The organism is Pseudomonas sp. F220, assembly GCF_057813935.1.
In genome coordinates, this window is record NZ_JBVASJ010000030.1 from 52,818 (window position 1) to 74,218 (window position 21,401).

Here is a 21,401-nt window from a genome sequence, read left to right on the forward strand (position 1 = left end):
GTAGCCATATCCATCTACGACATCCCCCGCAAGGCCGGTTTCGCCTGTTCTTGCGGCTTGCAGCTCAACGCTTGCAGCTGTTTCTCTGTGACATACCCAATCACGCCATCCTTGTAGGGCAATCCCTACCCCGAACCTTCCATCCGGCTTAGGTGAATCTCTCATACACCCCGATTTGCGTGGTTGTAAGGAGCCACTAGGCTTAGCCCACGGCAGTCCTACATATAAAGAACACAAAGGTGCGGGTATGAGCGAGGTCGATTCAAGTGCTGGGGCGAATGATGTTCTGGTCAGTTTTCGTGGTGTGCAAAAGAGCTACGACGGCGAAAACCTGATCGTCAAAGACCTCAACCTGGAAATTCGCAAAGGCGAATTCCTCACCCTGCTCGGGCCTTCTGGCTCCGGCAAGACCACCAGCCTGATGATGCTGGCCGGTTTCGAAACTCCGACCGCCGGTGAAATCCAGCTGGCCGGGCGTTCGATTAACAACGTCCCGCCGCACAAACGCGACATCGGCATGGTGTTTCAGAACTATGCGCTGTTCCCGCACATGACCGTCGCCGAGAACCTGGCGTTCCCGCTGTCGGTGCGCGGCTTGAGCAAGACCGACATCAGCGAACGGGTCAAGCGTGTGCTGAGCATGGTTCAGCTCGACGCCTTCGCCCAGCGTTATCCGGCACAGCTTTCCGGTGGTCAGCAGCAGCGTGTGGCCCTGGCCCGGGCGCTGGTGTTTGAACCGCAACTGGTGCTGATGGACGAACCCCTCGGCGCGCTGGATAAACAGCTGCGTGAACACATGCAGATGGAGATCAAACACCTGCATCAACGCCTTGGTCTGACGGTGGTCTACGTGACCCACGATCAGGGTGAAGCACTGACCATGTCCGATCGGGTGGCGGTGTTCCATCAGGGCGAGATCCAGCAGATCGCTGCTCCGCGCACCCTTTACGAAGAGCCAAAGAACACCTTCGTCGCCAATTTCATCGGCGAGAACAACCGACTCAATGGTCGCTTGCACAGCCAGAACGGTGATCGTTGCGTGGTCGAGCTCGGTCGTGGCGAGAAGGTCGAGGCGCTGGCCGTGAATGTCGGAAAAACCGGCGAACCGGTGACCCTGTCCATTCGCCCGGAGCGCGTGAGTTTGAACGGCTCCAGCGAATCCTGCGTCAACCGCTTCTCGGGGCGAGTGGAGGAATTCATTTATCTGGGCGACCACGTCCGTGTCCGCCTGGAAGTCTGCGGTAAGACCGATTTCTTTGTGAAACAACCGATCGCCGAGCTGGACCCGGCTCTGGCGGTTGGTGATGTGGTACCGCTTGGCTGGCAGGTCGAACACGTTCGCGCGCTCGACCCACTTCTAGAGGCGAACTGATCGCCCCTTGCTTCACCAACACCAACCTGCACGTGGAGAGAACAATAAATGTTGAGATCCCTGAAATTCACCGCTCTGGCTTTGGGCATGATGGGTGCGGCACACGCGATGGCGGCGGGCCCGGACCTGACCGTGGTGTCCTTCGGCGGGGCGAACAAGGCGGCTCAGGTCAAAGCCTTCTACGCACCGTGGGAAGCAGCGGGCCACGGGAAGATCGTCGCCGGCGAATACAACGGTGAGATGGCCAAGGTCAAAGCCATGGTCGATACCAAGAGCGTGTCCTGGGACCTGGTGGAAGTAGAATCGCCAGAGCTGTCCCGTGGCTGTGACGAAGACATGTTCGAGCAACTCGATCCGGCGCTGTTCGGCAAGTCCGAAGACTACGTCAAAGGCGCTATCCAGCCTTGCGGCGTGGGCTTCTTCGTGTGGTCGACCGTGCTGGCCTACAACGCCGACAAGCTGAAAAGCGCGCCGACCAGTTGGGTGGATTTCTGGGACACCAAGAAGTTTCCGGGCAAACGTGGCCTGCGTAAGGGCGCCAAGTACACCCTGGAATTCGCTTTGATGGCTGATGGCGTAGCGCCGAAAGATGTCTACAAAGTGTTGGCCGGCAAGGATGGTCAGGACCGCGCCTTCAAGAAACTCGATGAGCTCAAGCCAAGCATTCAATGGTGGGAAGCCGGCGCTCAACCGCCGCAATACCTGGCTTCTGGCGACGTCGTGATGAGCTCGGCCTACAACGGCCGGATCGCAGCCGTGCAGAAAGAAAGCAACCTGAAGGTCGTGTGGAACGGCGGTATCTACGACTTCGACGCTTGGGCAATTCCAAAAGGCCTGGATAAAGCCCGCGCGGAAGCGGCGAAGAAATTCATCGCGTTCTCGGTCATGCCGCAGCAACAAAAAATCTATTCGGAAAACATCGCTTACGGCCCGGCTAACACCCAAGCCGTTCCGCTGTTGGCCAAAGATGTTCTGAAAGACATGCCGACCACTCCGGAAAACATCGCCAATCAGGTGCAGATTGACGTCAGCTTCTGGGCTGACAACGGTGAGCAACTGGAACAGCGCTTCAATTCTTGGGCAGCCAAATAAGCTGACTAATGTGGGGGCGGGCTTGCTCGCGAAGGCGTCATTACATTCAACATTCATGTTGACTGGCGCACCGCCTTCGCGAGCAAGCCCGCTCCCACATTTGAGTTGTATGCATTAAACGATCGAGGTGGTACGCCACCTCTGTAACGATCAAAGATTTCCGGAGTTCGCTATGGCCATCACCGTTCCCCTGAACGAGGTCACCAGCCCCACCTTGAAGCAGCGACTGGCACGTGCCGAGCGGGTCAACCGCTGGAAGGCTCAAGCCTTGATCGCGCCCTTGGTGCTGTTTCTGTTGCTGGTGTTCCTGGTACCGATTGTGACGCTGCTCTACAAGAGCGTCGGTAACCCGGAAGTGGTCGGCGGCATGCCACGCACTGTGGCGGCTGTGGCTGCCTGGGATGGTCGAGGCCTGCCGGCTGAGCCGGTGTACAAAGCTGCCAGCTTCGATCTGGCCGAAGCCCACAAGAATCAAACCTTGGGCGATCTGTCCAAGCGACTGAACATGGAGTTGGCCGGCTACCGCAGCCTGCTGACCAAAACCGCGCGAGCGTTGCCGTTCAAGACTGAGCCAGCTTCTTATAAAGACGCGCTGGAAAGCCTCGATGAGCGGTGGGGTGATCCGGCGTACTGGCAAGCGATCCGCCGCAACACCAGCAGCCTCACACCTTATTACCTGTTGGCGGCGGTCGATCACCGCATCGACGACCTCGGTGAAGTGGCCCCGGCCACGCCGGACCAGGCGATTTACCTCGATATCTTCGCCCGCACCTTCTGGATGGGCCTGATCATCACCGCAATCTGCCTGGTGCTGGCTTATCCCTTGGCTTACCTGCTGGCTAATCTGCCGTCTCGGCAAAGCAACCTGCTGATGATTCTGGTGCTATTGCCGTTTTGGACCTCGATTCTGGTGCGAGTCGCGGCATGGATTGTTTTGCTGCAATCGGGAGGGTTGATCAACAGCGGCTTGATGGCCATGGGGGTGATCGATAAGCCGCTGGAACTGGTGTTCAACCGCACCGGGGTTTACATCTCCATGGTGCACATCCTGCTGCCGTTCATGATTCTGCCGATCTACAGCGTGATGAAAGGCATCTCGCCAACCTATATGCGAGCGGCGATCTCCCTCGGTTGCCATCCGTTTGCCAGCTTCTGGCGGGTGTATTTCCCGCAGACCTATGCCGGTGTCGGTGCGGGTTGTCTGTTGGTGTTCATCCTGGCGATCGGTTACTACATCACTCCGGCGTTGCTTGGCAGCCCGAATGATCAGATGGTCAGTTACTTCGTCGCCTTCTACACCAACACCAGCATCAACTGGGGTATGGCGACTGCGCTCGGTGGGTTGCTGCTATTGGCGACTATCGTGCTCTACCTGATTTACAGCTGGCTGGTGGGCGCCAGTCGCCTGCGCCTGAGCTAAGGAGAGAATCGAAATGCTGAGTCCTTATATGTCGCCCGTTGAGCGGGTCTGGTTCTACAGCTTGCGCATTCTCTGCGGGCTGGTCCTGTTGTTCCTGATCTTGCCGGTGTTGGTGATCATTCCGTTGTCGTTCAACTCCGGCAGTTTTCTGGTCTACCCGCTGCAAGGTTTCTCGCTGCATTGGTATCAGGACTTTTTTGCTTCGGCGGAGTGGATGCGTTCCCTGAAGAACAGCATCATCGTTGCCCCGGCGGCGACCGTTCTGGCGATGGTTTTCGGCACGCTGGCGGCCATCGGCCTGACGCGCGGCGACTTTCCTGGCAAACCACTGGTGATGGCGCTGGTGATTTCGCCGATGGTGGTGCCGGTGGTGATCATTGGTGTGGCCAGTTACCTGACCTTCGCTCCGCTGGGATTTGGCAACAGCTTTATCTCGCTGATCGTCGTGCATGCGGTGTTGGGTGTGCCGTTCGTAATCATTACCGTGTCGGCTACCTTGCAAGGTTTTAACCAAAACCTGGTGCGTGCTGCCGCCAGTCTGGGCGCTTCGCCGCTGACGGCTTTCCGCCGGGTGACTCTGCCGTTGATCGCACCAGGGGTGATCAGTGGGGCGCTGTTTGCCTTTGCGACGTCGTTCGATGAGGTGGTGGTAACGTTGTTCCTGGCCGGGCCTCAACAGGCGACTTTGCCTCGGCAGATGTTCAGCGGCATCCGCGAAAACCTCAGCCCGACCATCGCCGCCGCTGCGACGCTACTGATCGGCTTCTCGGTGGTTCTGCTGCTGACTCTGGAGTGGTTGCGTGGGCGTAGCGAGAAGCTGCGTACGGCGCAGGTCTAACGCAGCCTGCAACAATCCTGTAGGAGCTGCCGGAGGCTGCGATTTTTTGATCTTGCGCTTGAAATTCAAGTGAAATTGAGAAAAAAGATCGCAGCCTTCGGCAGCTCCTACGACGGTGTATTTCCCAGCTATCCTTGTGCCAGCTCCTAAAACTATAAGAGGCCGAGCACATGAGTATTTCCTCTTTCAAAATCGCCCACAAACTGATCACCGGCGCTGGCGCCATCGAGCAACTGGCCGCCGAGCTGACCCGCCTGGATATCGATAATCCACTGATTGTCACTGATGCCGCGCTGGTGAAATCCGGCACGGTGGAGCTTGCATTGGCGCAACTGGGTGAGCGCCCATATGAAATTTTCGACCGGGTTTTGCCCGACCCGGAAATCGCTATTGTCGAAGACTGCATGCGTGTCTATCGCGAAGGCGGCCATGACGGCTTGATCGGTCTGGGCGGCGGCAGTGCCATCGATATCGCCAAAAGCGTCGCGGCGTACGCCGGTTACCACGGCGCCCTCGAGGATCTGTTCGGCGTTGATCAAGTACCGCGCAAAGGCCCGCCGCTGATCGCGATCCCGACCACCGCCGGTACCGGTTCGGAAGTCACCAATGTGGCGATTCTTTCCGACAAGGCCGCGCAATTGAAGAAGGGTATCGTCAGCGATTACCTGCTGCCGGATGTGGCGCTGGTCAGTCCGCAGATGACCCTGACTTGCCCGCGCAGCGTTACCGCAGCCAGCGGCGTGGATGCGTTGGTGCATGCCATTGAGTCCTACCTGTCGCTGAACGCTTCGCCGATTACCGATTCACTGGCTATCGGCGCCATAAAGCTCATCACCAAAGCGCTGCCCAAAGCCTACGCCAATCCTTCCAATCTGCAGGCCCGCGAAGACATGGCCACCGCCAGCCTGATGGCGGGCATGGCATTTGGTAATGCCGGGGTTGGCGCAGTGCATGCATTGGCCTATCCGTTGGGCGGGCGGTTCAATATCGCCCACGGCGTCAGCAATGCCTTGTTGCTGCCGTACGTCATGACCTGGAACAAGATGGCCTGTGTCGAGCGAATGCAGGATATTGCCGAAGCCATGGGCGTGAAAACCGTTGGGCTGAGCGCTAATGAAGCGGCCGATAAGGCCGTCGAGGCGATGACCGAGCTGTGTGCCGCCGTGGAGATACCACAGGGGTTGCGCAGTTTTGGGGTGCCGGAGGAGGCGATCCCGGCCATGGCCGTTGAGGCGGCGGGGATCGAGCGTTTGATGCGCAACAATCCGCGCAAGCTGAGCGCGGTCGATATCGAGAAGATCTATCGCGCAGCCTATTAGGGCGTTTCATCCAAACATCGAGGTCACAGTGCGCGCTGGAAAGCATGAGGTATACAATGCGCGCCATCGTGATTCTGCTCAAAAAAGGTGCGTCATGCAGCCCTTCGCTATTGCTCCGTCGATTCTCTCCGCCGATTTCGCCCGTCTGGGTGAGGAAGTGGACAACGTTCTCGCCGCCGGCGCCGACATCGTGCACTTCGATGTCATGGACAACCACTACGTGCCGAACCTGACCATCGGCCCGATGGTATGTTCTGCGCTGCGCAAATACGGCATCACTGCGCCCATCGACGCGCACCTGATGGTCAGCCCGGTGGATCGCATCATCGGTGACTTCATCGAGGCCGGTGCGACTTACATCACCTTCCACCCGGAAGCTACGCAGCACGTCGACCGTTCCCTGCAAATGATCCGCGAAGGCGGTTGCAAGTCGGGTCTGGTGTTCAATCCGGCGACCCCTCTGGACGTGCTCAAGTACGTGATGGACAAGGTCGACATGATCCTGCTGATGAGCGTCAACCCGGGCTTTGGCGGGCAGAAGTTCATTCCTGGCACCCTCGATAAACTGCGTGAAGTGCGGGCACTGATCGATGCGTCCGGGCGTGACATCCGTCTGGAAATCGACGGAGGGGTGAACGTCAACAATATCCGGGAAATCGCCGCGGCAGGTGCTGACACCTTCGTCGCTGGCTCGGCGATCTTCAATGCACCGAATTACCAAGAGGTCATTGAAAAGATGCGTTCCGAATTGGCGCTGGCTCGCCCATGAGTGGCTTTGAGCAGCTGTTCCCGGGGAGTCTGCCGCGGCTGGTGATGTTCGATCTGGATGGCACGTTGATCGATTCGGTCCCTGACCTCGCGGCGGCTGTGGATAACATGCTGCTCAAATTGGGACGCTTGCCCGTCGGGATCGAGTCAGTGCGTGAGTGGGTCGGTAATGGGGCGCCGGTGTTGGTTCGCCGCGCCTTGGCCAACAATATCGATCACACCTCTGTCGACGATACCGAAGCCGATCAGGCGTTGGAGATTTTCATGGAGGCCTATGCGGACGGTCATGAACTGACCGTGGTCTACCCCGGCGCGCGCGAAACCTTGAAATGGTTGCACAAGCAGGGTGTGGAAATGGCCTTGATCACCAACAAGCCCGAGCGGTTTGTCGCGCCACTGTTGGATCAGATGAAGATTGGCCGGTATTTCCGCTGGATTATCGGCGGCGACACCTTGCCGCAGAAAAAACCCGATCCTGCGGCGCTGTTTTTCGTGATGAAAATGGCCAACGTACCCGCCTCCCAGTCGTTGTTCGTCGGTGATTCGCGTAGCGATGTGCTGGCGGCGAAAGCGGCGGGCGTGAAGTGTGTAGCGCTTAGCTATGGCTACAATCACGGGCGACCGATTGCCGAAGAGTCTCCGGCGCTGGTTATCGATGATCTGCGCTCTTTAATTCCCGGTTGCCTGGATCCTGCCGCTGAGATAACGTTGCCCGACGTTGCTCAACCCCCTCCAAGAGATTCCATCGTGGTGGTCACTCGCAAGCTCTGGATGAAAGTTATCAAGGCCCTGGCCCGCTGGCGTTGGCGCGCCTGACTTGATTCTGGCCGGCTGTCCGGCGTGTTTGCATAACTGACTGTTAGACCCTCAAGCCACGAGGCTACTCATGATCCGCGAAGAATTCCTGCGTTTGGCAGCTGCCGGCTACAACCGTATCCCGCTTGCCTGTGAAACCCTTGCCGACTTCGACACGCCGCTGTCGATCTACCTGAAACTGGCCGATCAGCCGAATTCCTATCTGTTGGAGTCGGTGCAGGGCGGTGAGAAGTGGGGCCGTTATTCGATCATCGGCTTGCCATGCCGCACCGTGTTGCGTGTCCATGATCATCAGATCAGCGTAACCCACGATGGTGTGGAGATCGAAAGCCACGAATCCGAAGACCCGCTGGCATTCGTCGAAGCGTTCAAGGCCCGCTACAACGTACCGACCATCGCTGGATTGCCGCGCTTCAATGGCGGACTGGTGGGTTACTTCGGCTATGACTGCGTGCGATATGTGGAAAAGCGTTTGGGTAAATGCCCGAACCCCGATCCGCTGGGCGTGCCGGATATTCTGCTGATGGTTTCCGATGCGGTGGTGGTGTTCGACAACCTCGCCGGCAAGATGCACGCAATTGTCCTGGCGGACCCGTCCCAGGAAAACGCCTACGAGAATGGTCTGGCGCAACTGGAAGCGTTGCTGGAAAAACTCCGTCAACCGATCACCCCGCGTCGCGGTCTGGACTTCAGCAAGCAACAGGCCGCTGATCCCGTGTTCCGTTCGAGCTTCACTCAGGACGATTACGAGCGGGCGGTGGACACCATCAAGGAATACATCCTCGCCGGTGACTGCATGCAGGTCGTGCCGTCGCAACGCATGTCCATTGACTTCAAGGCCGCGCCGATTGATTTGTATCGGGCGCTGCGCTGCTTCAACCCGACCCCTTATATGTACTTCTTCAACTTCGGCGACTTCCATGTTGTCGGCAGTTCGCCGGAAGTGCTGGTGCGGGTCGAAGACAATCTGATCACTGTCCGGCCTATTGCTGGCACCCGCCCACGCGGGGCCAATGAAGAGGCCGACCTGGCGCTGGAAGAAGACCTGCTGTCCGATGACAAGGAAATCGCCGAGCACCTGATGCTGATCGACCTGGGTCGCAACGACACTGGCCGGGTCTCGGAGATCGGCTCAGTGAAACTCACTGAGAAAATGGTCATCGAACGTTATTCCAACGTGATGCACATCGTCTCCAACGTCACTGGCCAACTGAAAGCCGGCCTCACGGCGATGGACGCGTTGCGGGCGATTCTGCCTGCGGGCACGTTGTCCGGCGCGCCGAAGATCCGCGCGATGGAAATCATCGACGAACTGGAACCAGTCAAACGCGGCGTCTATGGCGGCGCGGTGGGTTACTTCGCCTGGAACGGCAATATGGACACCGCGATTGCGATCCGTACAGCGGTGATCAAAGACGGCGAACTGCATGTGCAGGCCGGTGGCGGTATTGTCGCTGACTCAGTGCCAGCGCTGGAGTGGGAAGAGACGCTGAACAAGCGTCGCGCAATGTTCCGCGCCGTTGCTCTCGCCGAACAGACGCCTTAACGCTGAGTTCACGCAGTCCTTTGATGACAGGGCTTTTTGTAGCGAAAGTAAGTTAAGGCGCAAAATCTGTGGGAGCGAGCCTGCTCGCGATGGGGCCATCACAGCCAACATTGATGTGGCCTGATCCACCGCTATCGCGAGCAGGCTCGCTCCCACAAGGACCTCACCACCATAAAAAAACGCGGCGCCTGTGAGGGCGCTGCGTTTTTTATTGGCTGCAATTTAGAAGTCCAGGCTGGCACCCACGTTGATGCCTTGTTGGGTGAAGTCGTCATCCTTGCGGATGTTGTAGCTGGCCCGCAGTGCCAGGTCCTGAGTGAGTTTGTGGCTCACGCCCAGGTTGAGGCGGTTCAGGTTGGTCTGCGGGGTGTAACCGGCCAGGGTGAACCGGTTGTTCGGCAGGCTGTTGAGGCTGATGGTCAGGTCCTGGGTGTCGTCGTTGTACTCGCGTTCGTGGGCAAACTCGCCAAACACTTGAGTCTGCGGGGTGACCTGATACTTGCCCTGGATACCGACGCCAAGGCGCCTGGAGTTGCGCGACTGGTCATCGAACGTCAGCGCAGTGGAGTCGGCGCCGTTTTCCGAGTAACCATCGACTTTTACCTTGGCGAAATCGGCGCTCACGAACGGTGACAGGTGCCATGGGCTGCTCGCCTGTTGCGCAATGTCGTAACCCAGGCGAGCGCTGATGCCCAGCACATAGCCGCGGGTATCGCCTTTTTCCCCGCGTTCGTTAACGCCAAGGTCGAACTTGCGCTTGAGGCTGTCGTAGTCCAGATGTCCGGCGGTCATTGCGGCGTCAGCCCACCAGCGGTTCTGCTGGTACTGGGCGAACGCTGTGCCCATGTACGTGTTGAGTTTGTATTCCGAGTCGTCCTGACCTGCTTCAAGCTTCTGATGGTAGAAACCGGCAGCCACACCGACGCGCCAGGCTTCATTGAGACGGTAGCTGCCGCCGATGTTCAGGTTGTAGCCGTTGCCGTCGGCGCTTGCGCCGCTGCTTTGAGTGTCGAAGTCCTGGTGTTGGCCGCCACCGGCGACAATTGCTCGCCATTGGCCAACGCCTTGCCAGTTTTCCCAGTCAGCCAGCCACTGGTTGCGCAATTCATCCTGATGCGCGCGCAGGGTGCCCTGGGCCATTTCCGGCAGCAACGTCAGCTCCCATGGTGCGGCCAGCAGGGAGTAGGCGTAATCGGCAATCAGGCGTTGCCCCGTTTCGGTCGGGTGGACCGAGTCGTTGTAGAGCAGCTTGGTCGGGTCAGGGGTGGCACTGTTGATGCCGTACCGGGCGTTCTCGGTGCAGCCGTCGCCGCTGAAACAGGTGGCGGTCAGGTTCTGGTCGGTGGCCAGGCCGAACTGCGCCGGGTTGGCGAACGTCTCTTTAAGCAGCAGCGGAATGTTGAGCGGGATGATCTCGGCGTTGACGCGCTGCAGTTGGCTCACCAGTTCGGCGTTGAACTGGGCGCTGAGCTGGGAGGTGAACGTTTGCTGCGGTGTGCCGTTGATAGCCGGGGTCAGGCCGAGGTCCGGCAGCAGCCAGACCATGATGTAGCGGGCACCGGCCTGTTGCAGGGTTTGCACGCTGCTGACCAGGCGATCGGCAGCGGCGTTAGCCCCGTCAACGCTGGTCACTTGACCCTGGAGAAAGTCGTTGCCACCGCCCGAGAGGTAATACAGTGCATTCGGGTCGGCGCGGAAGTTGTTCGTCGGCAGGTAACCCGCGCGGCTGCGTTCGCCCGTGTCCGATGTGGTGGTGATCGAGTCGAGGATCTGGTCGGTGCGGTAGCCGCCGACAGCCCAGTTGTTGCCGTCAGGCAGGCCCAGGTTGGCGCGTACTGCCGAGGTCGAGGCGGCCGTTTGGTCAGGCGAAAATCCCAGTTTCCCGCCCAGCAACTGCGTCGAATTGGCGGCGCGGAATTCACCGCTGCCATCCTGGTAGATCGGGCCGGTGCGGTTGGTGAAACGCAGCGTTGCACCCGCGGGGCCGCCCGGATCAGTGAACTGCCCGGCATCGTTCAGGCTATCGCCGAACACGACGAAGTTCGAGTAGGGGTTGGGCGCTGCGCTCGCCTGGTTGCAGGCTATGGCGAGAAGGCAACTGGCGAGCGGTACAAACAACGTCTGTTTGATCATGAGTAAGTCCGTTTATGTATTGTTGTAGTGATCGAAACGGCAGTACCAAAAACTTCCGGCCTTTTGCCATCTGTCGCGAACCCTTCGATTGTTTCGCAAGCCTTGGCCCCGGCCATATTGCACCCTCTGCTCAGCTAAGTTACTGTGCCGGAACGTATGAATGAGACCTTCCCCGTGTTGATCGTCAGCAAACTCTTGATGCGAGTTGTTAAGGCCCACGCCCGTTGGCGTTGGCGCGCCTAACTTTTCTCTGCCGGCTCGGCCGGACCTGTACCGATTTGCCTTCTTTACCCGTGTGAAACACCGCTTGTGCTGGCTCAAGTCCAGCGACTGACAGAGCGGGAGACGCTGCGGGTAAATCATACAAAGGCCGTATTAAAAATCAGTGAATTCAAGAGGTTGTAACCCACATGTTGCTGATGATCGATAACTACGACTCTTTTACTTACAACGTTGTGCAGTACCTTGGCGAGCTGGGCTCAGACGTCAAAGTGGTGCGTAACGATGAACTCACCATCGCCGAGATCGAAGCCCTCAAGCCCGAGCGCATCGTCGTTTCCCCAGGCCCCTGCACCCCGACTGAAGCCGGTGTTTCCCTGGAAGTCATCAAGCACTTCGCCGGCAAGTTACCTATTCTGGGTGTATGCCTTGGACATCAGTCCATCGGTCAGGCCTTTGGCGGCAATGTAGTGCGCGCGCGTCAAGTCATGCATGGTAAGACTAGCCCGGTATTCCACGAGGACAAGGGTGTGTTTGAAGGCTTGAACCATCCGCTGACGGTCACGCGTTATCACTCGCTGATCGTCAAGCGTGAAACCCTGCCCGATTGCCTGGAACTGACCGCCTGGACTCAGCTTGAAGACGGCTCCGTCGACGAGATCATGGGCCTTCGCCACAAAACGCTGAACGTCGAGGGTGTGCAATTTCACCCCGAGTCGATCCTCACCGAGCAGGGCCACGAGCTGTTCGCCAATTTCCTCAAGCAGAGCGGCGGCACGCGCTAAGGACTTTCCATGGATATCAAGACTGCCCTGAGCCGTATCGTCGGCCACCTGGACCTGAGTACTGATGAGATGCGCGATGTCATGCGCGAGATCATGACTGGGCAATGCACTGACGCGCAGATCGGCGCCTTTATGATGGCCATGCGCATGAAAAGCGAGAGCATCGACGAAATCGTCGGTGCGGTTTCGGTCATGCGCGAGTTGGCGGATAAAGTCGAACTGAAAACCCTCGATGGCGTGGTCGATGTAGTCGGCACTGGCGGTGACGGCGCGAACATCTTTAACGTGTCGACAGCGGCCTCGTTTGTGGTCGCCGCGGCCGGTTGCACAGTGGCCAAGCACGGTAATCGTGCGGTTTCCGGTAAAAGCGGCAGCGCCGATTTGCTGGAGGCAGCCGGGATCTATCTGAACCTGACGCCCGTTCAAGTAGCACGCTGCATCGATAACGTCGGCATTGGCTTTATGTTCGCTCAGTCCCATCACGGTGCAATGAAATACGCCGCCGGGCCGCGCCGCGATTTGGGCCTGCGCACGCTGTTCAACATGCTTGGCCCGCTTACAAATCCGGCTGGTGTGAAGCATCAGGTGGTTGGCGTGTTCACTCAGGCGTTGTGCCGTCCATTGGCCGAAGTTTTGCAACGTTTGGGCAGCAAGCATGTGCTGGTGGTGCATTCCCAGGATGGTCTGGACGAATTCAGCCTCGCGGCCCCGACCTTTGTTGCTGAACTTAAAGATGGCGAAATAACCGAGTATTGGGTCCAGCCTGAAGACCTCGGTATAAAAAGTCAGAGCCTGTTCGGCCTGGTGGTCGACAGCCCGGCGGCGTCGCTTGAATTGATTCGCGATGCCTTGGGGCGTCGTAAAACCGAGTACGGCCAAAAAGCTGCGGAAATGATCGTGCTCAATGCCGGCGCTGCGCTGTATGCCGCCGATCATGCGAGCAGCCTCAAAGAGGGTGTTGCCTTGGCTCACGATGCACTGCATACCGGGCTTGCTCGGGAAAAACTCGAAGAGTTGGGCGCGTTCACCGCGGTATTCAAGATGGAGAATGAAGGATGAGTGTGCCGACGGTTCTGGAAAACATTCTCGCGCGCAAGGTTGAGGAAGTCGCTGAGCGTAGCGCTCGCGTGAGTCTGGCTGAGTTGGAGCGTCTGGCCGCATTGGCAGATGCCCCGCGTGGTTTCGCCGCGGCGTTGATCAAGCAAGCCAGGCTCAAGCAGCCAGCGGTGATTGCCGAGATTAAAAAGGCCTCGCCAAGCAAAGGCGTGATCCGCGAAAACTTCGTGCCGGCAGATATCGCCAAGAGCTACGAAAAAGGCGGCGCGACCTGCCTGTCAGTGTTGACTGATATCGATTACTTCCAGGGCGCCGATGCTTATCTGCAACAGGCGCGAGCGGCCTGCAAGCTGCCGGTTATCCGCAAGGATTTCATGATCGATCCTTATCAGATCATTGAGGCTCGGGCGCTTGGCGCTGATTGCGTGCTGTTGATCGTCTCCGCCCTGGACGACGTGAAAATGGCCGAGCTGGCAGCCGTGGCTAAAAGCGTTGGCCTCGATGTGCTGGTTGAAGTGCACGACGGTGATGAACTGGAGCGGGCCTTGAAAACCCTCGACACACCACTGGTGGGCGTTAACAACCGTAACCTGCACACCTTTGAAGTCAGCCTGGAAACCACCCTTGATCTATTGCCGCGTATCCCGCGTGATCGTTTGGTGATCACCGAGAGTGGCATCCTCAATCGAGCCGATGTCGAGCTGATGGAAATCAGCGATGTGTATTCTTTCCTGGTCGGCGAGGCGTTCATGCGTGCGGAGAGTCCGGGCGCGGAGTTGCAACGGCTGTTCTTCCCTGAGCGTGGTGTGCCGGTGAGCGGCTCCACTCTTGACTGAACCTGATTTAATGAAGAAGCCGGCGATGCCGGCTTTTTTATAATAGACGTGCGCCATTGCAAAGGATTCATACCGCCATGATTCAGCCCGTTGCCTTGACCGTCGAAGCTGGCCTGCGTGCCGAACAGGACTTACTGGCCTCTGTTTGCGCTGGGGAGCAGGAGTTTGGCCTGTTGTTCTGGCAGCCAAGTGATCGAGCGCTGGTCATGCCCAGACGTTTGAGCCGCTTGCCAGGCTTTGAGGCAGCAAGTATTGAGCTGGCCGCCAGCGGTTGGCCGGTGTTGTTGCGTGAGACCGGTGGTGAACCGGTACCGCAGTCTTCGGCAACCATCAACATCGCGCTGGTCTATGCGCCACCGCGCAGTGAAGGTGACCACGGTCGGATCGAAATTGCCTATCGGCGGTTGTGCGATCCGATCTGCGAGCTGCTCGCTGAACTCGGCGGTACACCTTCGCTGGGTGAAGTCGACGGCGCATTCTGCGACGGGCGTTTTAACGTCAATCTCGATGGTCGCAAGATGGTGGGAACCGCTCAGCGTTGGCGTCAGAGCAAGGGCGGTCATCGTCCGGTGGGGTTGGTGCACGGCGCGCTGTTGCTGGACAACGAGCGCGAGACAATGGTCGCGGCGGTCAACCGCTTCAATGAAGCTTGTGGTCTTGAACAGCGGGTTCGTGCCCAGAGCCACATCGCCTTGCATGAGCAATTCGCCGCCCCGGATGCAATCAAGCGACTGGATACCTTGTATCGGCAGCTACTGACAAAGTTGCTACCGACTTAACGAGTGCCGAACACCACCATGGTCTTGCCTTTGACGTTCACCAGGTTGCGCTCTTCCAGATCCTTGAGTACACGCCCGACCATTTCCCGCGAGCAGCCGACGATCCGGCCGATTTCCTGACGGGTCACTTTGATCTGCATGCCGTCAGGATGGGTCATGGCATCCGGTTGTTTGCACAGCTCCAGCAGGCAACGTGCTACCCGGCCAGTGACGTCAAAGAACGCCAGGTCGCCGACCTTGCGCGTGGTGTCGCGCAGGCGCTGGGCGATCTGGCCGCTGAGGACGTAGAGAATCTCCGGGTCTTGCTGGGACAGTTCGCGGAACTTGCTGTAACTGATCTCCGCCACGTCACACTCGATCTTGGCCCGTACCCAGGCGCTGCGTTGCTGTTCGTGGCCGGCTTGTTCAAATAAGCCTAGCTCGCCGAAGAAGTCGCCTGAGTTGAGGTAGGCGATGATCATTTCCCGGCCATCGTCGTCTTCGATCAGGATGGTGACCGAACCTTTGATGATGAAGAACAGCGTGTCCGAACGATCGCCAGCACAGATGATGTTGCTTTTGGCCTGATAGCGTCGGCGTTGGCAGTGCATCAACAACTTGTCGAGGTTCTTGATCTTGGGTATGGGGGTAATAGCAACCATGGTTGAATCCCGAAAAAGACTGCACGGCGTGGTTTTGTCTTGGTTTTTTATAGAGTGCAAGATGCTGTAAGCGGGTGGCCATGCGCCATTGATTTGGCGCCAGCTTAACAGACGCATTCTGTAGAGATTCGAGAATTTATCTATCAGCGGTGACTGCCTTTTGGCTGGATGCAAAACGCTGTCCTTTCAGGGCCCTGTGCTAAGCTGGCGACCCTTTTTTAGCAGTGGAGTCTTGGCGATGAAGGCACGCATCCAATGGGCTGGCGAAGCCATGTTCCTCGGTGAATCGGGCAGCGGTCATGTGGTCGTAATGGATGGCCCACCAGAAAGCGGCGGTCGTAACCTGGGCGTGCGGCCCATGGAAATGCTCCTGCTGGGTCTTGGCGGTTGCAGCAACTTCGATGTGGTCAGCATCCTGAAGAAGTCTCGTCAGGCAGTGGAAAGCTGTGAAGCTTTCCTTGAAGCCGAGCGCGCCACCGAAGATCCAAAAGTCTTTACCAAGATCCACCTGCATTTCGTGGTCAAGGGCCGGGGGCTGAAAGAAGCTCAGGTTAAACGCGCAATCGAGCTGTCGGCCGAGAAGTATTGCTCGGCGTCGATCATGCTCGGTGCCGCTGGTGTCGCCATTACCCACGACTATGAGATCGTCGAACTCGGTTGAATCGACATTCAACTATCATAAAAGCAGTGCAGACTCTGGCGATCATTGGCCGAGGTCTGCATAATGCGCCACTTTTTTCAGGGCAGTGATCGCTTTCAAGGCAGATCACTCGTCCGAACAGACAACCAAAATCGCCATCGCGAAGAGGTGTTAACCGTCCTACGCAGGTGCGTCGTCCGCATCTGACGGGCATGCTTGATCACGCGGCCAGGCCGCAATACATAGAGAGTTTTTAACGGTGAAAAGCAAACTCAAGCTCCACGGGTTCAATAACCTGACAAAGACCTTGAGCTTCAACATCTATGACATCTGTTATGCGGAAACCCCGCAGGACCAACAGGCTTACGTCGAGTACATCAACCAAGAGTACGACGCCGAACGCCTGACACAGATTCTCACAGATGTTGTCGATATCATTGGTGCCAACATCCTGAACATCGCCCGTCAGGATTACGATCCGCAAGGCGCCAGCGTGACTATTCTGATTTCCGAGCAGCCGGTGACACCTACCGATAGCCAGATCGAAGAATCCCCAGGTCCACTGCCCGAAACCATCCTGGCTCACCTCGACAAAAGCCACATCACCGTACATACCTACCCGGAGATTCATCCGGTGGACGGTATCGCCACTTTCCGTGTGGATATCGATGTGTCGACGTGCGGGGTTATTTCACCGCTTAAAGCGCTCAACTATCTGATTCATCAGTTCGATTCGGACATTGTTACCGTGGATTACCGCGTGCGCGGTTTCACCCGTGACGTTGAAGGTAAAAAACACTTCATCGACCACGAGATCAACTCGATTCAGAACTACCTTTCCGAGGACACCCGCGACGGTTACCAAATGACCGACGTGAATGTGTATCAGGAGAACCTGTTCCACACCAAGATGCTGCTCAAGGATTTCGAACTGGATAACTATCTGTTCGGCGATGCCACCAGCAGCTTGTCGGAAGAACAGCGCGCTCAGGTCACTGAGCGGGTGAAGCACGAAATGCTGGAGATCTTCTACGCTCGCAACATGTCGAGCTGATCTCTGAAGCAAAAAAAGGGCGCTTATTCAGCGCCCTTTTTTGTGCTCGGTGTCCCGTCCTGAATAAGGGGTGTGGACTTAGATCCGATAAGTGCTCTTGGTCATGACCTTGGCCATCAGACTCATGCCGAATTTGATCGGCGCGGGGAAGCGGAAACCACCGGCATCCAGAGCACTTTCGGCGTGTTGTTCTTCATCGATGCGCATCTGCTCGAGAATTGCCCGGGACTTTTCGTCTTCGGCAGGCAGTTGCTCAAGGTGTTCGTTCAAATGCTTGCAGACCTGATCTTCGGTTGCCGCTACGAAGCCGAGGCTGACTTTGTCGCTGATCAGCCCGGCAACCGCACCAATGCCGAACGACATGCCGTAGAACAACGGGTTCAATAGGCTGGTATGGCTGCCCAATTGGCGGATGCGTTGTTCGCACCAGACCAGGTGGTCGATCTCTTCTTCGGCGGCATGTTCCATCGCGGCCCGCACGTGCGGCAGCTTGGCGGTCAGGGCCTGGCCCTGATACAGCGCCTGGGCGCAGACTTCACCGGTATGGTTAATGCGCATCAGGCCTGCGACGTGCCGGGTGTCCGCATCGCTCATCTGCGCTTCAGGCTGCACGATGGCGGGTGAAGGGCGATAGGGTTGTCCGCTGAAGGGCAGCAACGTGCGCATGGCCGTGTCGGCTTGCAGCAGAAGACGGTCAATCGGCGAGTAGTGACGTTGGGTAGTCATGCTTACCTCCGGGAAGAATCACGGCGGCCAGTTTACCCCAATCGATGACGCGAAGCCTGCGCTGGATCAGCACACCCTGGGCTGTAATGGCGCAAAGGGTGTGCCGCAAAGGTGGGTTCTAGAGCAATCAGCCCGGCGGCCAGTGCATCTGACGCTGGCCGAGTACGTGCATATGAATGTGATAGACGGTCTGCCCGCCCAGTTCATTGCAGTTCATGACCACACGAAAGCCTTGTTCGCAGCCAAGTTCTTTAGCAAGACGTTGGGCGGTGAACAACATATGTCCAGCCAGCGCCTTGTCATCCTCGGTGAGGTCGTTAAGCGTGCGGACCGGTTTCTTCGGAATGACCAAAAAGTGTACCGGGGCCTGTGGGGCAATATCGTGGAAGGCCAGTATCTGGTCATCCTCGTAGATGATCTTCGCGGGTATTTCTCTGTTGATGATCTTGGTGAACAGAGTATCCACAGCTGTTTCTCCGTTGAGTGGGTCCGGGCTGAGTGTACTCAGGTGACCTGTCTGCGCCCAGTCCTTTGCGTGGTTGTGAGTTAACGCGGGCAGTAAGTCTTGTTGATGACTCCGGCGACTTTTCGTATGAGCCAGCGCGAGCCCAGGCGCGGAATAAATGCACGCCAGCGGTTGCGTCGCCCAGGAATGATGATTGCGCGGTTCTTCTCCAAAGCGCGCACGGTAAAGAGCGCGACTTCCTCGGGACTCATCAACAGCTTGCTGTTTTCCAACTTGCTGGTGTCGAGCTGGGCGGTACGGAAAAAGGCTGTGCGCGTTGGCCCGGGGCAGAGCACTGATACCTTTACCGCACATTTCTTCAGTTCTTCGCGCAGGCCTTCTGAGAAATGCAGGACATAGGCCTTGCTGGCAGAGTACGTACTCATCCAGGGGCCTGGATGGAAGGCTGCGACCGAGGCGACATTCAGTATCTGTCCGCCGCCCTGCAGGGCCATGGTGTTGCCAATGGCATGGCACAAACGGGTGAGGGCGAGAATGTTCACCTCGATCAGGTCTTGCTCAGTCATCCAGTCCTGGGCCAGAAACGGGCCGCAGGTACCAATGCCGGCGCAATTGACCAGCAAATCAATCTGTCGATCACCTTCCTCAAGCTCCAGCAGAAAACCGGAGAGACGCAGTGGCTCGCCCAGGTCGCAGGCACGGAACAGCACTTCCACGCCAAAACGCTGGGTCAGTTCTATCGCAATGCTTTCCAACTGATCACGCTGGCGGGCCACTAGAATCAGACTGCGGCCGCGCCTTGCCAGCGCTTCGGCCATGGCCAGGCCAATGCCGCTGGAAGCGCCAGTGATCAGAGCGTAACGGGTCATGCAATTCTCCATCGCAACGGCTTCGCACCTGAGACAAGGGTGTCACAGGCACGGAGCACTTTTCATTCTTGCGCAGAGTCTACAGGGGCTGAGCTGGTTCGGCTGCATCTGTCGCTGGCCCGATGCTTTCGTAGCGACTCACCGAGCTGCTTTCGTACTCCTCCGTGAGGGTGCTGAGGCCGCCGGAGATCGCGCCGATCAGCACCACGGCCAGTAACACCAGCCACAGCGAAGACAGCATTTTGACCGCAGTGCTGTTGGGTGGTGGCGGTGCGCCATAACGGTTGGCGCCGGTATTGCCCGGCAGAACCGTTATCAGAATCGGGAACACGCTGCCCACCAGCGGCACCAGGTTTAGAAACCATAACCAGCCTGACCAGCCAAGGTCGTGGAGGCGCTGGACAGTGATGGTGATATTCACGTAGAGGTAAGCAAGGACTCCGACGATGCAAAAAAGGCCTCCCAGTGCGAAGTGATCGCCTGTGAACAAACTTAGCGCAATGACTCCTGCGGCAGCGGCTGCGACCATTAGCGAAACCAATGTCCAGGCCAGAAACCGTAGCCGGCCGATTCGCCCTTGAATGCTGAACACTTTTAGCTCGGAAAACTCCGGAAGGGTTTCACCGACCGCTGCGCGGGGAGGGGAGTAGGGCGATTCGTCATCACTGGAGGACGATGCACTGTCGGCAGCAGGCTGATGAACCTCGGTGAGGCTGAACTCGATCGACTGTTCCGTCTCGATTCTGGCATCGATGCCAGTCTTCGACAGCGCATCAAGGTAAGTTTGCGCATCCGCACGGGAAAGGTCGCGCTTCAATGCGACTGGCTTTCCGCTAAACAGCCGCTCAATGGTCGAGACATCGCTTTTGAACAGCTCGGCGAGATTGAGCTTTGCCGTAGTGATCTCGACGCCGGGAAGTAGAGCTCCGTCGAATACAATCTTGAAACGGCTTTCGCTCATACAAGGCATCCTTGTCATTTGAAATGGGGGGACTTAACAGGTAGGAGTTTAAGGCCAGTCCTGATCGCCTGGCCAAAAAACACCAATGGCGTTAGCGCGGCCAGCGTTTTGGCAATTGCGCGGCAAGCTCTTGCGCGCTGCGGTATTCGGCGTTCAGCCGTGCCACCAATTGATCGACACTGGGCAGATCATCGATTTCGCCAACGCCCTGACCAGCAGACCAAACGGTTTTCCAGGCTTTGGCTTCGTCGCTGAGGGGTTTGAGTTTCGAGCCGAAGTTGACTTCGCCTTTGCTCTGCAGCGCCGCCAAATCGAAGCCGGCATTTAGCAGGCTCTGGCGCATGAAGCTTGCGGGGACGCCAGACACGGCAGGGGTATGAATGATGTCGGCGGCCTTGGAGTTCAGTAGCATCTCCTTGTAAGCCTCCGGTGCGTGGCTTTCGGTGGTGCCGATAAAGCGTGTACCGAAATACGCCAGATCTGCACCGAGCAGTTGCGCGGCAAGAATCTCGTGGCCGTGGTTCAAGCAGCCGGCCAGTAGTAGGGTCTTGTCGAAGAACTGACGGATTTCGGCGATCAGTGAGAACGGGCTCCAGGTACCGGCATGTCCGCCTGCGCCTGCGGCGACCGCAATCAGTCCGTCAACACCCGCTTCAGCGGCCTTTTCAGCGTGACGACGGGTGGTGACGTCGTGAAACACCAGTCCGCCATAACTGTGTACCGCATCGACGAGCTCTTTCACCGCGCCGAGGCTGGTGATGACAATCGGCACTTTGTGTTCGATACAGATCGACAGATCCGCCTCAAGCCGTGGGTTGCTGTGGTGAACGATCAAATTCACGGCATAGGGTGCAGGATTTTCCAGCGCTGCCAGCCCCACTTCAATTTCCTCGAGCCAGGCTTTGAAGCCGCTGCTTTCACGTTGGTTGAGAGCTGGAAAACTCCCCACCACGCCGTTACGGCAGCAAGCCAGTACCAACTGCGGATTGGAAATCAGGAACATTGGCGCTGCCACGACAGGCAGACGCAAACATTGTTCTAGCAGAGCGGGCAGCGACATTGGAA

At 57.9% G+C, this 21,401-nt stretch carries 20 protein-coding genes and 1 pseudogene; 14 read left to right on the forward strand and 7 right to left on the reverse strand.

What is annotated here, in order from left to right; translation table 11 throughout:
- Nucleotides 1-247: 247 nt before the first annotated feature.
- The 8 genes from ACZYSM_RS21870 to trpE all read left to right on the forward strand — a co-directional run bounded on the left by ACZYSM_RS21870 (nt 248) and on the right by trpE (nt 9,171).
- Nucleotides 248-1,372 (forward strand): ABC transporter ATP-binding protein, encoded by a 1,125-nt coding sequence (locus ACZYSM_RS21870; protein WP_489074492.1) that lies wholly within the window; start codon nt 248-250, stop codon nt 1,370-1,372.
- Between the two features lie 48 nt (nt 1,373-1,420).
- Entirely contained in the window at nt 1,421-2,464 is a 1,044-nt protein-coding gene (locus tag ACZYSM_RS21875) for an ABC transporter substrate-binding protein (RefSeq protein ID WP_489074494.1), read from the forward strand.
- 172 nt (nt 2,465-2,636) lie between these two features.
- Nucleotides 2,637-3,884 carry an ABC transporter permease gene (locus ACZYSM_RS21880; RefSeq protein WP_489074496.1) on the forward strand — a complete coding sequence of 416 codons (1,248 nt, stop codon included), beginning with the start codon at nt 2,637-2,639 and terminating at the stop codon, nt 3,882-3,884.
- A gap of 13 nt (nt 3,885-3,897) precedes the next feature.
- A complete protein-coding gene (locus tag ACZYSM_RS21885) occupies nt 3,898-4,722 on the forward strand; it encodes an ABC transporter permease (protein WP_489074498.1) in 825 nt (274 codons plus the stop codon).
- A gap of 170 nt (nt 4,723-4,892) precedes the next feature.
- Nucleotides 4,893-6,041 carry an iron-containing alcohol dehydrogenase gene (locus tag ACZYSM_RS21890; RefSeq protein WP_489074500.1) on the forward strand — a complete coding sequence of 383 codons (1,149 nt, stop codon included), beginning with the start codon at nt 4,893-4,895 and terminating at the stop codon, nt 6,039-6,041.
- Nucleotides 6,042-6,135: 94 nt separating this feature from the next.
- Nucleotides 6,136-6,810, forward strand: coding sequence for a ribulose-phosphate 3-epimerase (gene rpe, locus ACZYSM_RS21895; protein WP_419119514.1), 675 nt, complete (start codon nt 6,136-6,138; stop codon nt 6,808-6,810).
- Nucleotides 6,807-7,625: a phosphoglycolate phosphatase gene (locus ACZYSM_RS21900; RefSeq protein WP_489074503.1), complete on the forward strand. Its 819-nt coding sequence runs from the start codon at nt 6,807-6,809 to the stop codon at nt 7,623-7,625. The genes rpe and ACZYSM_RS21900 overlap by 4 nt, the downstream gene beginning before the upstream one ends.
- A gap of 70 nt (nt 7,626-7,695) precedes the next feature.
- The gene (trpE, locus tag ACZYSM_RS21905) at nt 7,696-9,171 is read left to right on the forward strand and encodes an anthranilate synthase component I (protein WP_489074505.1); all 1,476 of its coding nucleotides are present in this window, start codon (nt 7,696-7,698) and stop codon (nt 9,169-9,171) included.
- A gap of 222 nt (nt 9,172-9,393) precedes the next feature.
- Here the strand turns inward: trpE and estP are convergent, their stop codons facing one another.
- Nucleotides 9,394-11,304 (reverse strand): esterase EstP, encoded by a 1,911-nt coding sequence (gene estP / locus ACZYSM_RS21910; RefSeq protein ID WP_489074507.1) that lies wholly within the window; start codon nt 11,302-11,304, stop codon nt 9,394-9,396.
- A gap of 410 nt (nt 11,305-11,714) precedes the next feature.
- On the opposite strand from estP, the gene ACZYSM_RS21915 reads away from it, so the two are divergent.
- The 4 genes from ACZYSM_RS21915 (at nt 11,715) to ACZYSM_RS21930 (ending at nt 14,979) form a co-directional block, all read left to right on the forward strand.
- The gene (locus tag ACZYSM_RS21915) at nt 11,715-12,308 is read left to right on the forward strand and encodes an aminodeoxychorismate/anthranilate synthase component II (protein WP_489074509.1); all 594 of its coding nucleotides are present in this window, start codon (nt 11,715-11,717) and stop codon (nt 12,306-12,308) included.
- Between the two features lie 9 nt (nt 12,309-12,317).
- The gene (gene trpD, locus ACZYSM_RS21920) at nt 12,318-13,367 is read left to right on the forward strand and encodes an anthranilate phosphoribosyltransferase (protein WP_489074511.1); all 1,050 of its coding nucleotides are present in this window, start codon (nt 12,318-12,320) and stop codon (nt 13,365-13,367) included.
- Nucleotides 13,364-14,200: an indole-3-glycerol phosphate synthase TrpC gene (gene trpC, locus ACZYSM_RS21925; protein WP_489074513.1), complete on the forward strand. Its 837-nt coding sequence runs from the start codon at nt 13,364-13,366 to the stop codon at nt 14,198-14,200. Before trpD ends, trpC begins: the two co-directional genes overlap by 4 nt.
- A 77-nt stretch (nt 14,201-14,277) precedes the next feature.
- Nucleotides 14,278-14,979 carry a lipoate--protein ligase family protein gene (locus ACZYSM_RS21930; RefSeq protein ID WP_489074515.1) on the forward strand — a complete coding sequence of 234 codons (702 nt, stop codon included), beginning with the start codon at nt 14,278-14,280 and terminating at the stop codon, nt 14,977-14,979.
- On the opposite strand, the gene crp is transcribed toward ACZYSM_RS21930, so the two are convergent.
- The gene (gene crp, locus ACZYSM_RS21935) at nt 14,976-15,620 is read right to left on the reverse strand and encodes a cAMP-activated global transcriptional regulator CRP (RefSeq protein ID WP_489074517.1); all 645 of its coding nucleotides are present in this window, start codon (nt 15,618-15,620) and stop codon (nt 14,976-14,978) included. The two genes, ACZYSM_RS21930 and crp, sit on opposite strands and share 4 nt — an antisense overlap.
- Before the next feature lie 238 nt (nt 15,621-15,858).
- Here crp and ACZYSM_RS21940 point away from each other — a divergent pair, with 238 nt between their 5' ends.
- Both ACZYSM_RS21940 and speD read left to right on the forward strand, forming a co-directional pair.
- A complete protein-coding gene (locus ACZYSM_RS21940) occupies nt 15,859-16,281 on the forward strand; it encodes an OsmC family protein (protein WP_489074519.1) in 423 nt (140 codons plus the stop codon).
- A gap of 238 nt (nt 16,282-16,519) precedes the next feature.
- Entirely contained in the window at nt 16,520-17,314 is a 795-nt protein-coding gene (gene speD, locus ACZYSM_RS21945; RefSeq protein WP_489074521.1) for an adenosylmethionine decarboxylase, read from the forward strand.
- Between the two features lie 78 nt (nt 17,315-17,392).
- Here speD and coq7 read toward each other — a convergent pair whose 3' ends face one another.
- The 5 genes and pseudogenes from coq7 to ACZYSM_RS21970 all read right to left on the reverse strand — a co-directional run bounded on the left by coq7 (nt 17,393) and on the right by ACZYSM_RS21970 (nt 21,396).
- On the reverse strand, nt 17,393-18,040 hold the full coding sequence (coq7, locus tag ACZYSM_RS21950) for a 2-polyprenyl-3-methyl-6-methoxy-1,4-benzoquinone monooxygenase (RefSeq protein ID WP_489074523.1): 648 nt from the start codon (nt 18,038-18,040) through the stop codon (nt 17,393-17,395).
- A gap of 127 nt (nt 18,041-18,167) precedes the next feature.
- Nucleotides 18,168-18,506, reverse strand: a complete 339-nt coding sequence (locus tag ACZYSM_RS21955; RefSeq protein ID WP_489074525.1) for a histidine triad nucleotide-binding protein — start codon at nt 18,504-18,506, stop codon at nt 18,168-18,170.
- Between the two features lie 80 nt (nt 18,507-18,586).
- Nucleotides 18,587-19,375 carry an SDR family NAD(P)-dependent oxidoreductase gene (locus ACZYSM_RS21960; RefSeq protein ID WP_489074527.1) on the reverse strand — a complete coding sequence of 263 codons (789 nt, stop codon included), beginning with the start codon at nt 19,373-19,375 and terminating at the stop codon, nt 18,587-18,589.
- 62 nt (nt 19,376-19,437) lie between these two features.
- Nucleotides 19,438-20,336: pseudogene (locus ACZYSM_RS21965) on the reverse strand (DUF805 domain-containing protein).
- 91 nt (nt 20,337-20,427) lie between these two features.
- Nucleotides 20,428-21,396 carry an NAD(P)H-dependent flavin oxidoreductase gene (locus tag ACZYSM_RS21970; protein WP_489074529.1) on the reverse strand — a complete coding sequence of 323 codons (969 nt, stop codon included), beginning with the start codon at nt 21,394-21,396 and terminating at the stop codon, nt 20,428-20,430.
- Nucleotides 21,397-21,401: the final 5 nt, after the last annotated feature.

What these genes read in the sequence shown, in the direction of transcription:
- ACZYSM_RS21870 (WP_489074492.1), top strand. Translation starts at nt 248, where the DNA reads ATGAGCGAGGTCGATTCAAGTGCTGGGGCGAATGATGTTCTGGTCAGT.
- ACZYSM_RS21875 (WP_489074494.1), top strand. Translation starts at nt 1,421, where the DNA reads ATGTTGAGATCCCTGAAATTCACCGCTCTGGCTTTGGGCATGATGGGT.
- ACZYSM_RS21880 (WP_489074496.1), top strand. Translation starts at nt 2,637, where the DNA reads ATGGCCATCACCGTTCCCCTGAACGAGGTCACCAGCCCCACCTTGAAG.
- ACZYSM_RS21885 (WP_489074498.1), top strand. Translation starts at nt 3,898, where the DNA reads ATGCTGAGTCCTTATATGTCGCCCGTTGAGCGGGTCTGGTTCTACAGC.
- ACZYSM_RS21890 (WP_489074500.1), top strand. Translation starts at nt 4,893, where the DNA reads ATGAGTATTTCCTCTTTCAAAATCGCCCACAAACTGATCACCGGCGCT.
- rpe (WP_419119514.1), top strand. Translation starts at nt 6,136, where the DNA reads ATGCAGCCCTTCGCTATTGCTCCGTCGATTCTCTCCGCCGATTTCGCC.
- ACZYSM_RS21900 (WP_489074503.1), top strand. Translation starts at nt 6,807, where the DNA reads ATGAGTGGCTTTGAGCAGCTGTTCCCGGGGAGTCTGCCGCGGCTGGTG.
- trpE (WP_489074505.1), top strand. Translation starts at nt 7,696, where the DNA reads ATGATCCGCGAAGAATTCCTGCGTTTGGCAGCTGCCGGCTACAACCGT.
- estP (WP_489074507.1), bottom strand. Translation starts at nt 11,304, where the DNA reads ATGATCAAACAGACGTTGTTTGTACCGCTCGCCAGTTGCCTTCTCGCC.
- ACZYSM_RS21915 (WP_489074509.1), top strand. Translation starts at nt 11,715, where the DNA reads ATGTTGCTGATGATCGATAACTACGACTCTTTTACTTACAACGTTGTG.
- trpD (WP_489074511.1), top strand. Translation starts at nt 12,318, where the DNA reads ATGGATATCAAGACTGCCCTGAGCCGTATCGTCGGCCACCTGGACCTG.
- trpC (WP_489074513.1), top strand. Translation starts at nt 13,364, where the DNA reads ATGAGTGTGCCGACGGTTCTGGAAAACATTCTCGCGCGCAAGGTTGAG.
- ACZYSM_RS21930 (WP_489074515.1), top strand. Translation starts at nt 14,278, where the DNA reads ATGATTCAGCCCGTTGCCTTGACCGTCGAAGCTGGCCTGCGTGCCGAA.
- crp (WP_489074517.1), bottom strand. Translation starts at nt 15,620, where the DNA reads ATGGTTGCTATTACCCCCATACCCAAGATCAAGAACCTCGACAAGTTG.
- ACZYSM_RS21940 (WP_489074519.1), top strand. Translation starts at nt 15,859, where the DNA reads ATGAAGGCACGCATCCAATGGGCTGGCGAAGCCATGTTCCTCGGTGAA.
- coq7 (WP_489074523.1), bottom strand. Translation starts at nt 18,040, where the DNA reads ATGACTACCCAACGTCACTACTCGCCGATTGACCGTCTTCTGCTGCAA.
- ACZYSM_RS21960 (WP_489074527.1), bottom strand. Translation starts at nt 19,375, where the DNA reads ATGACCCGTTACGCTCTGATCACTGGCGCTTCCAGCGGCATTGGCCTG.
- ACZYSM_RS21970 (WP_489074529.1), bottom strand. Translation starts at nt 21,396, where the DNA reads ATGTCGCTGCCCGCTCTGCTAGAACAATGTTTGCGTCTGCCTGTCGTG.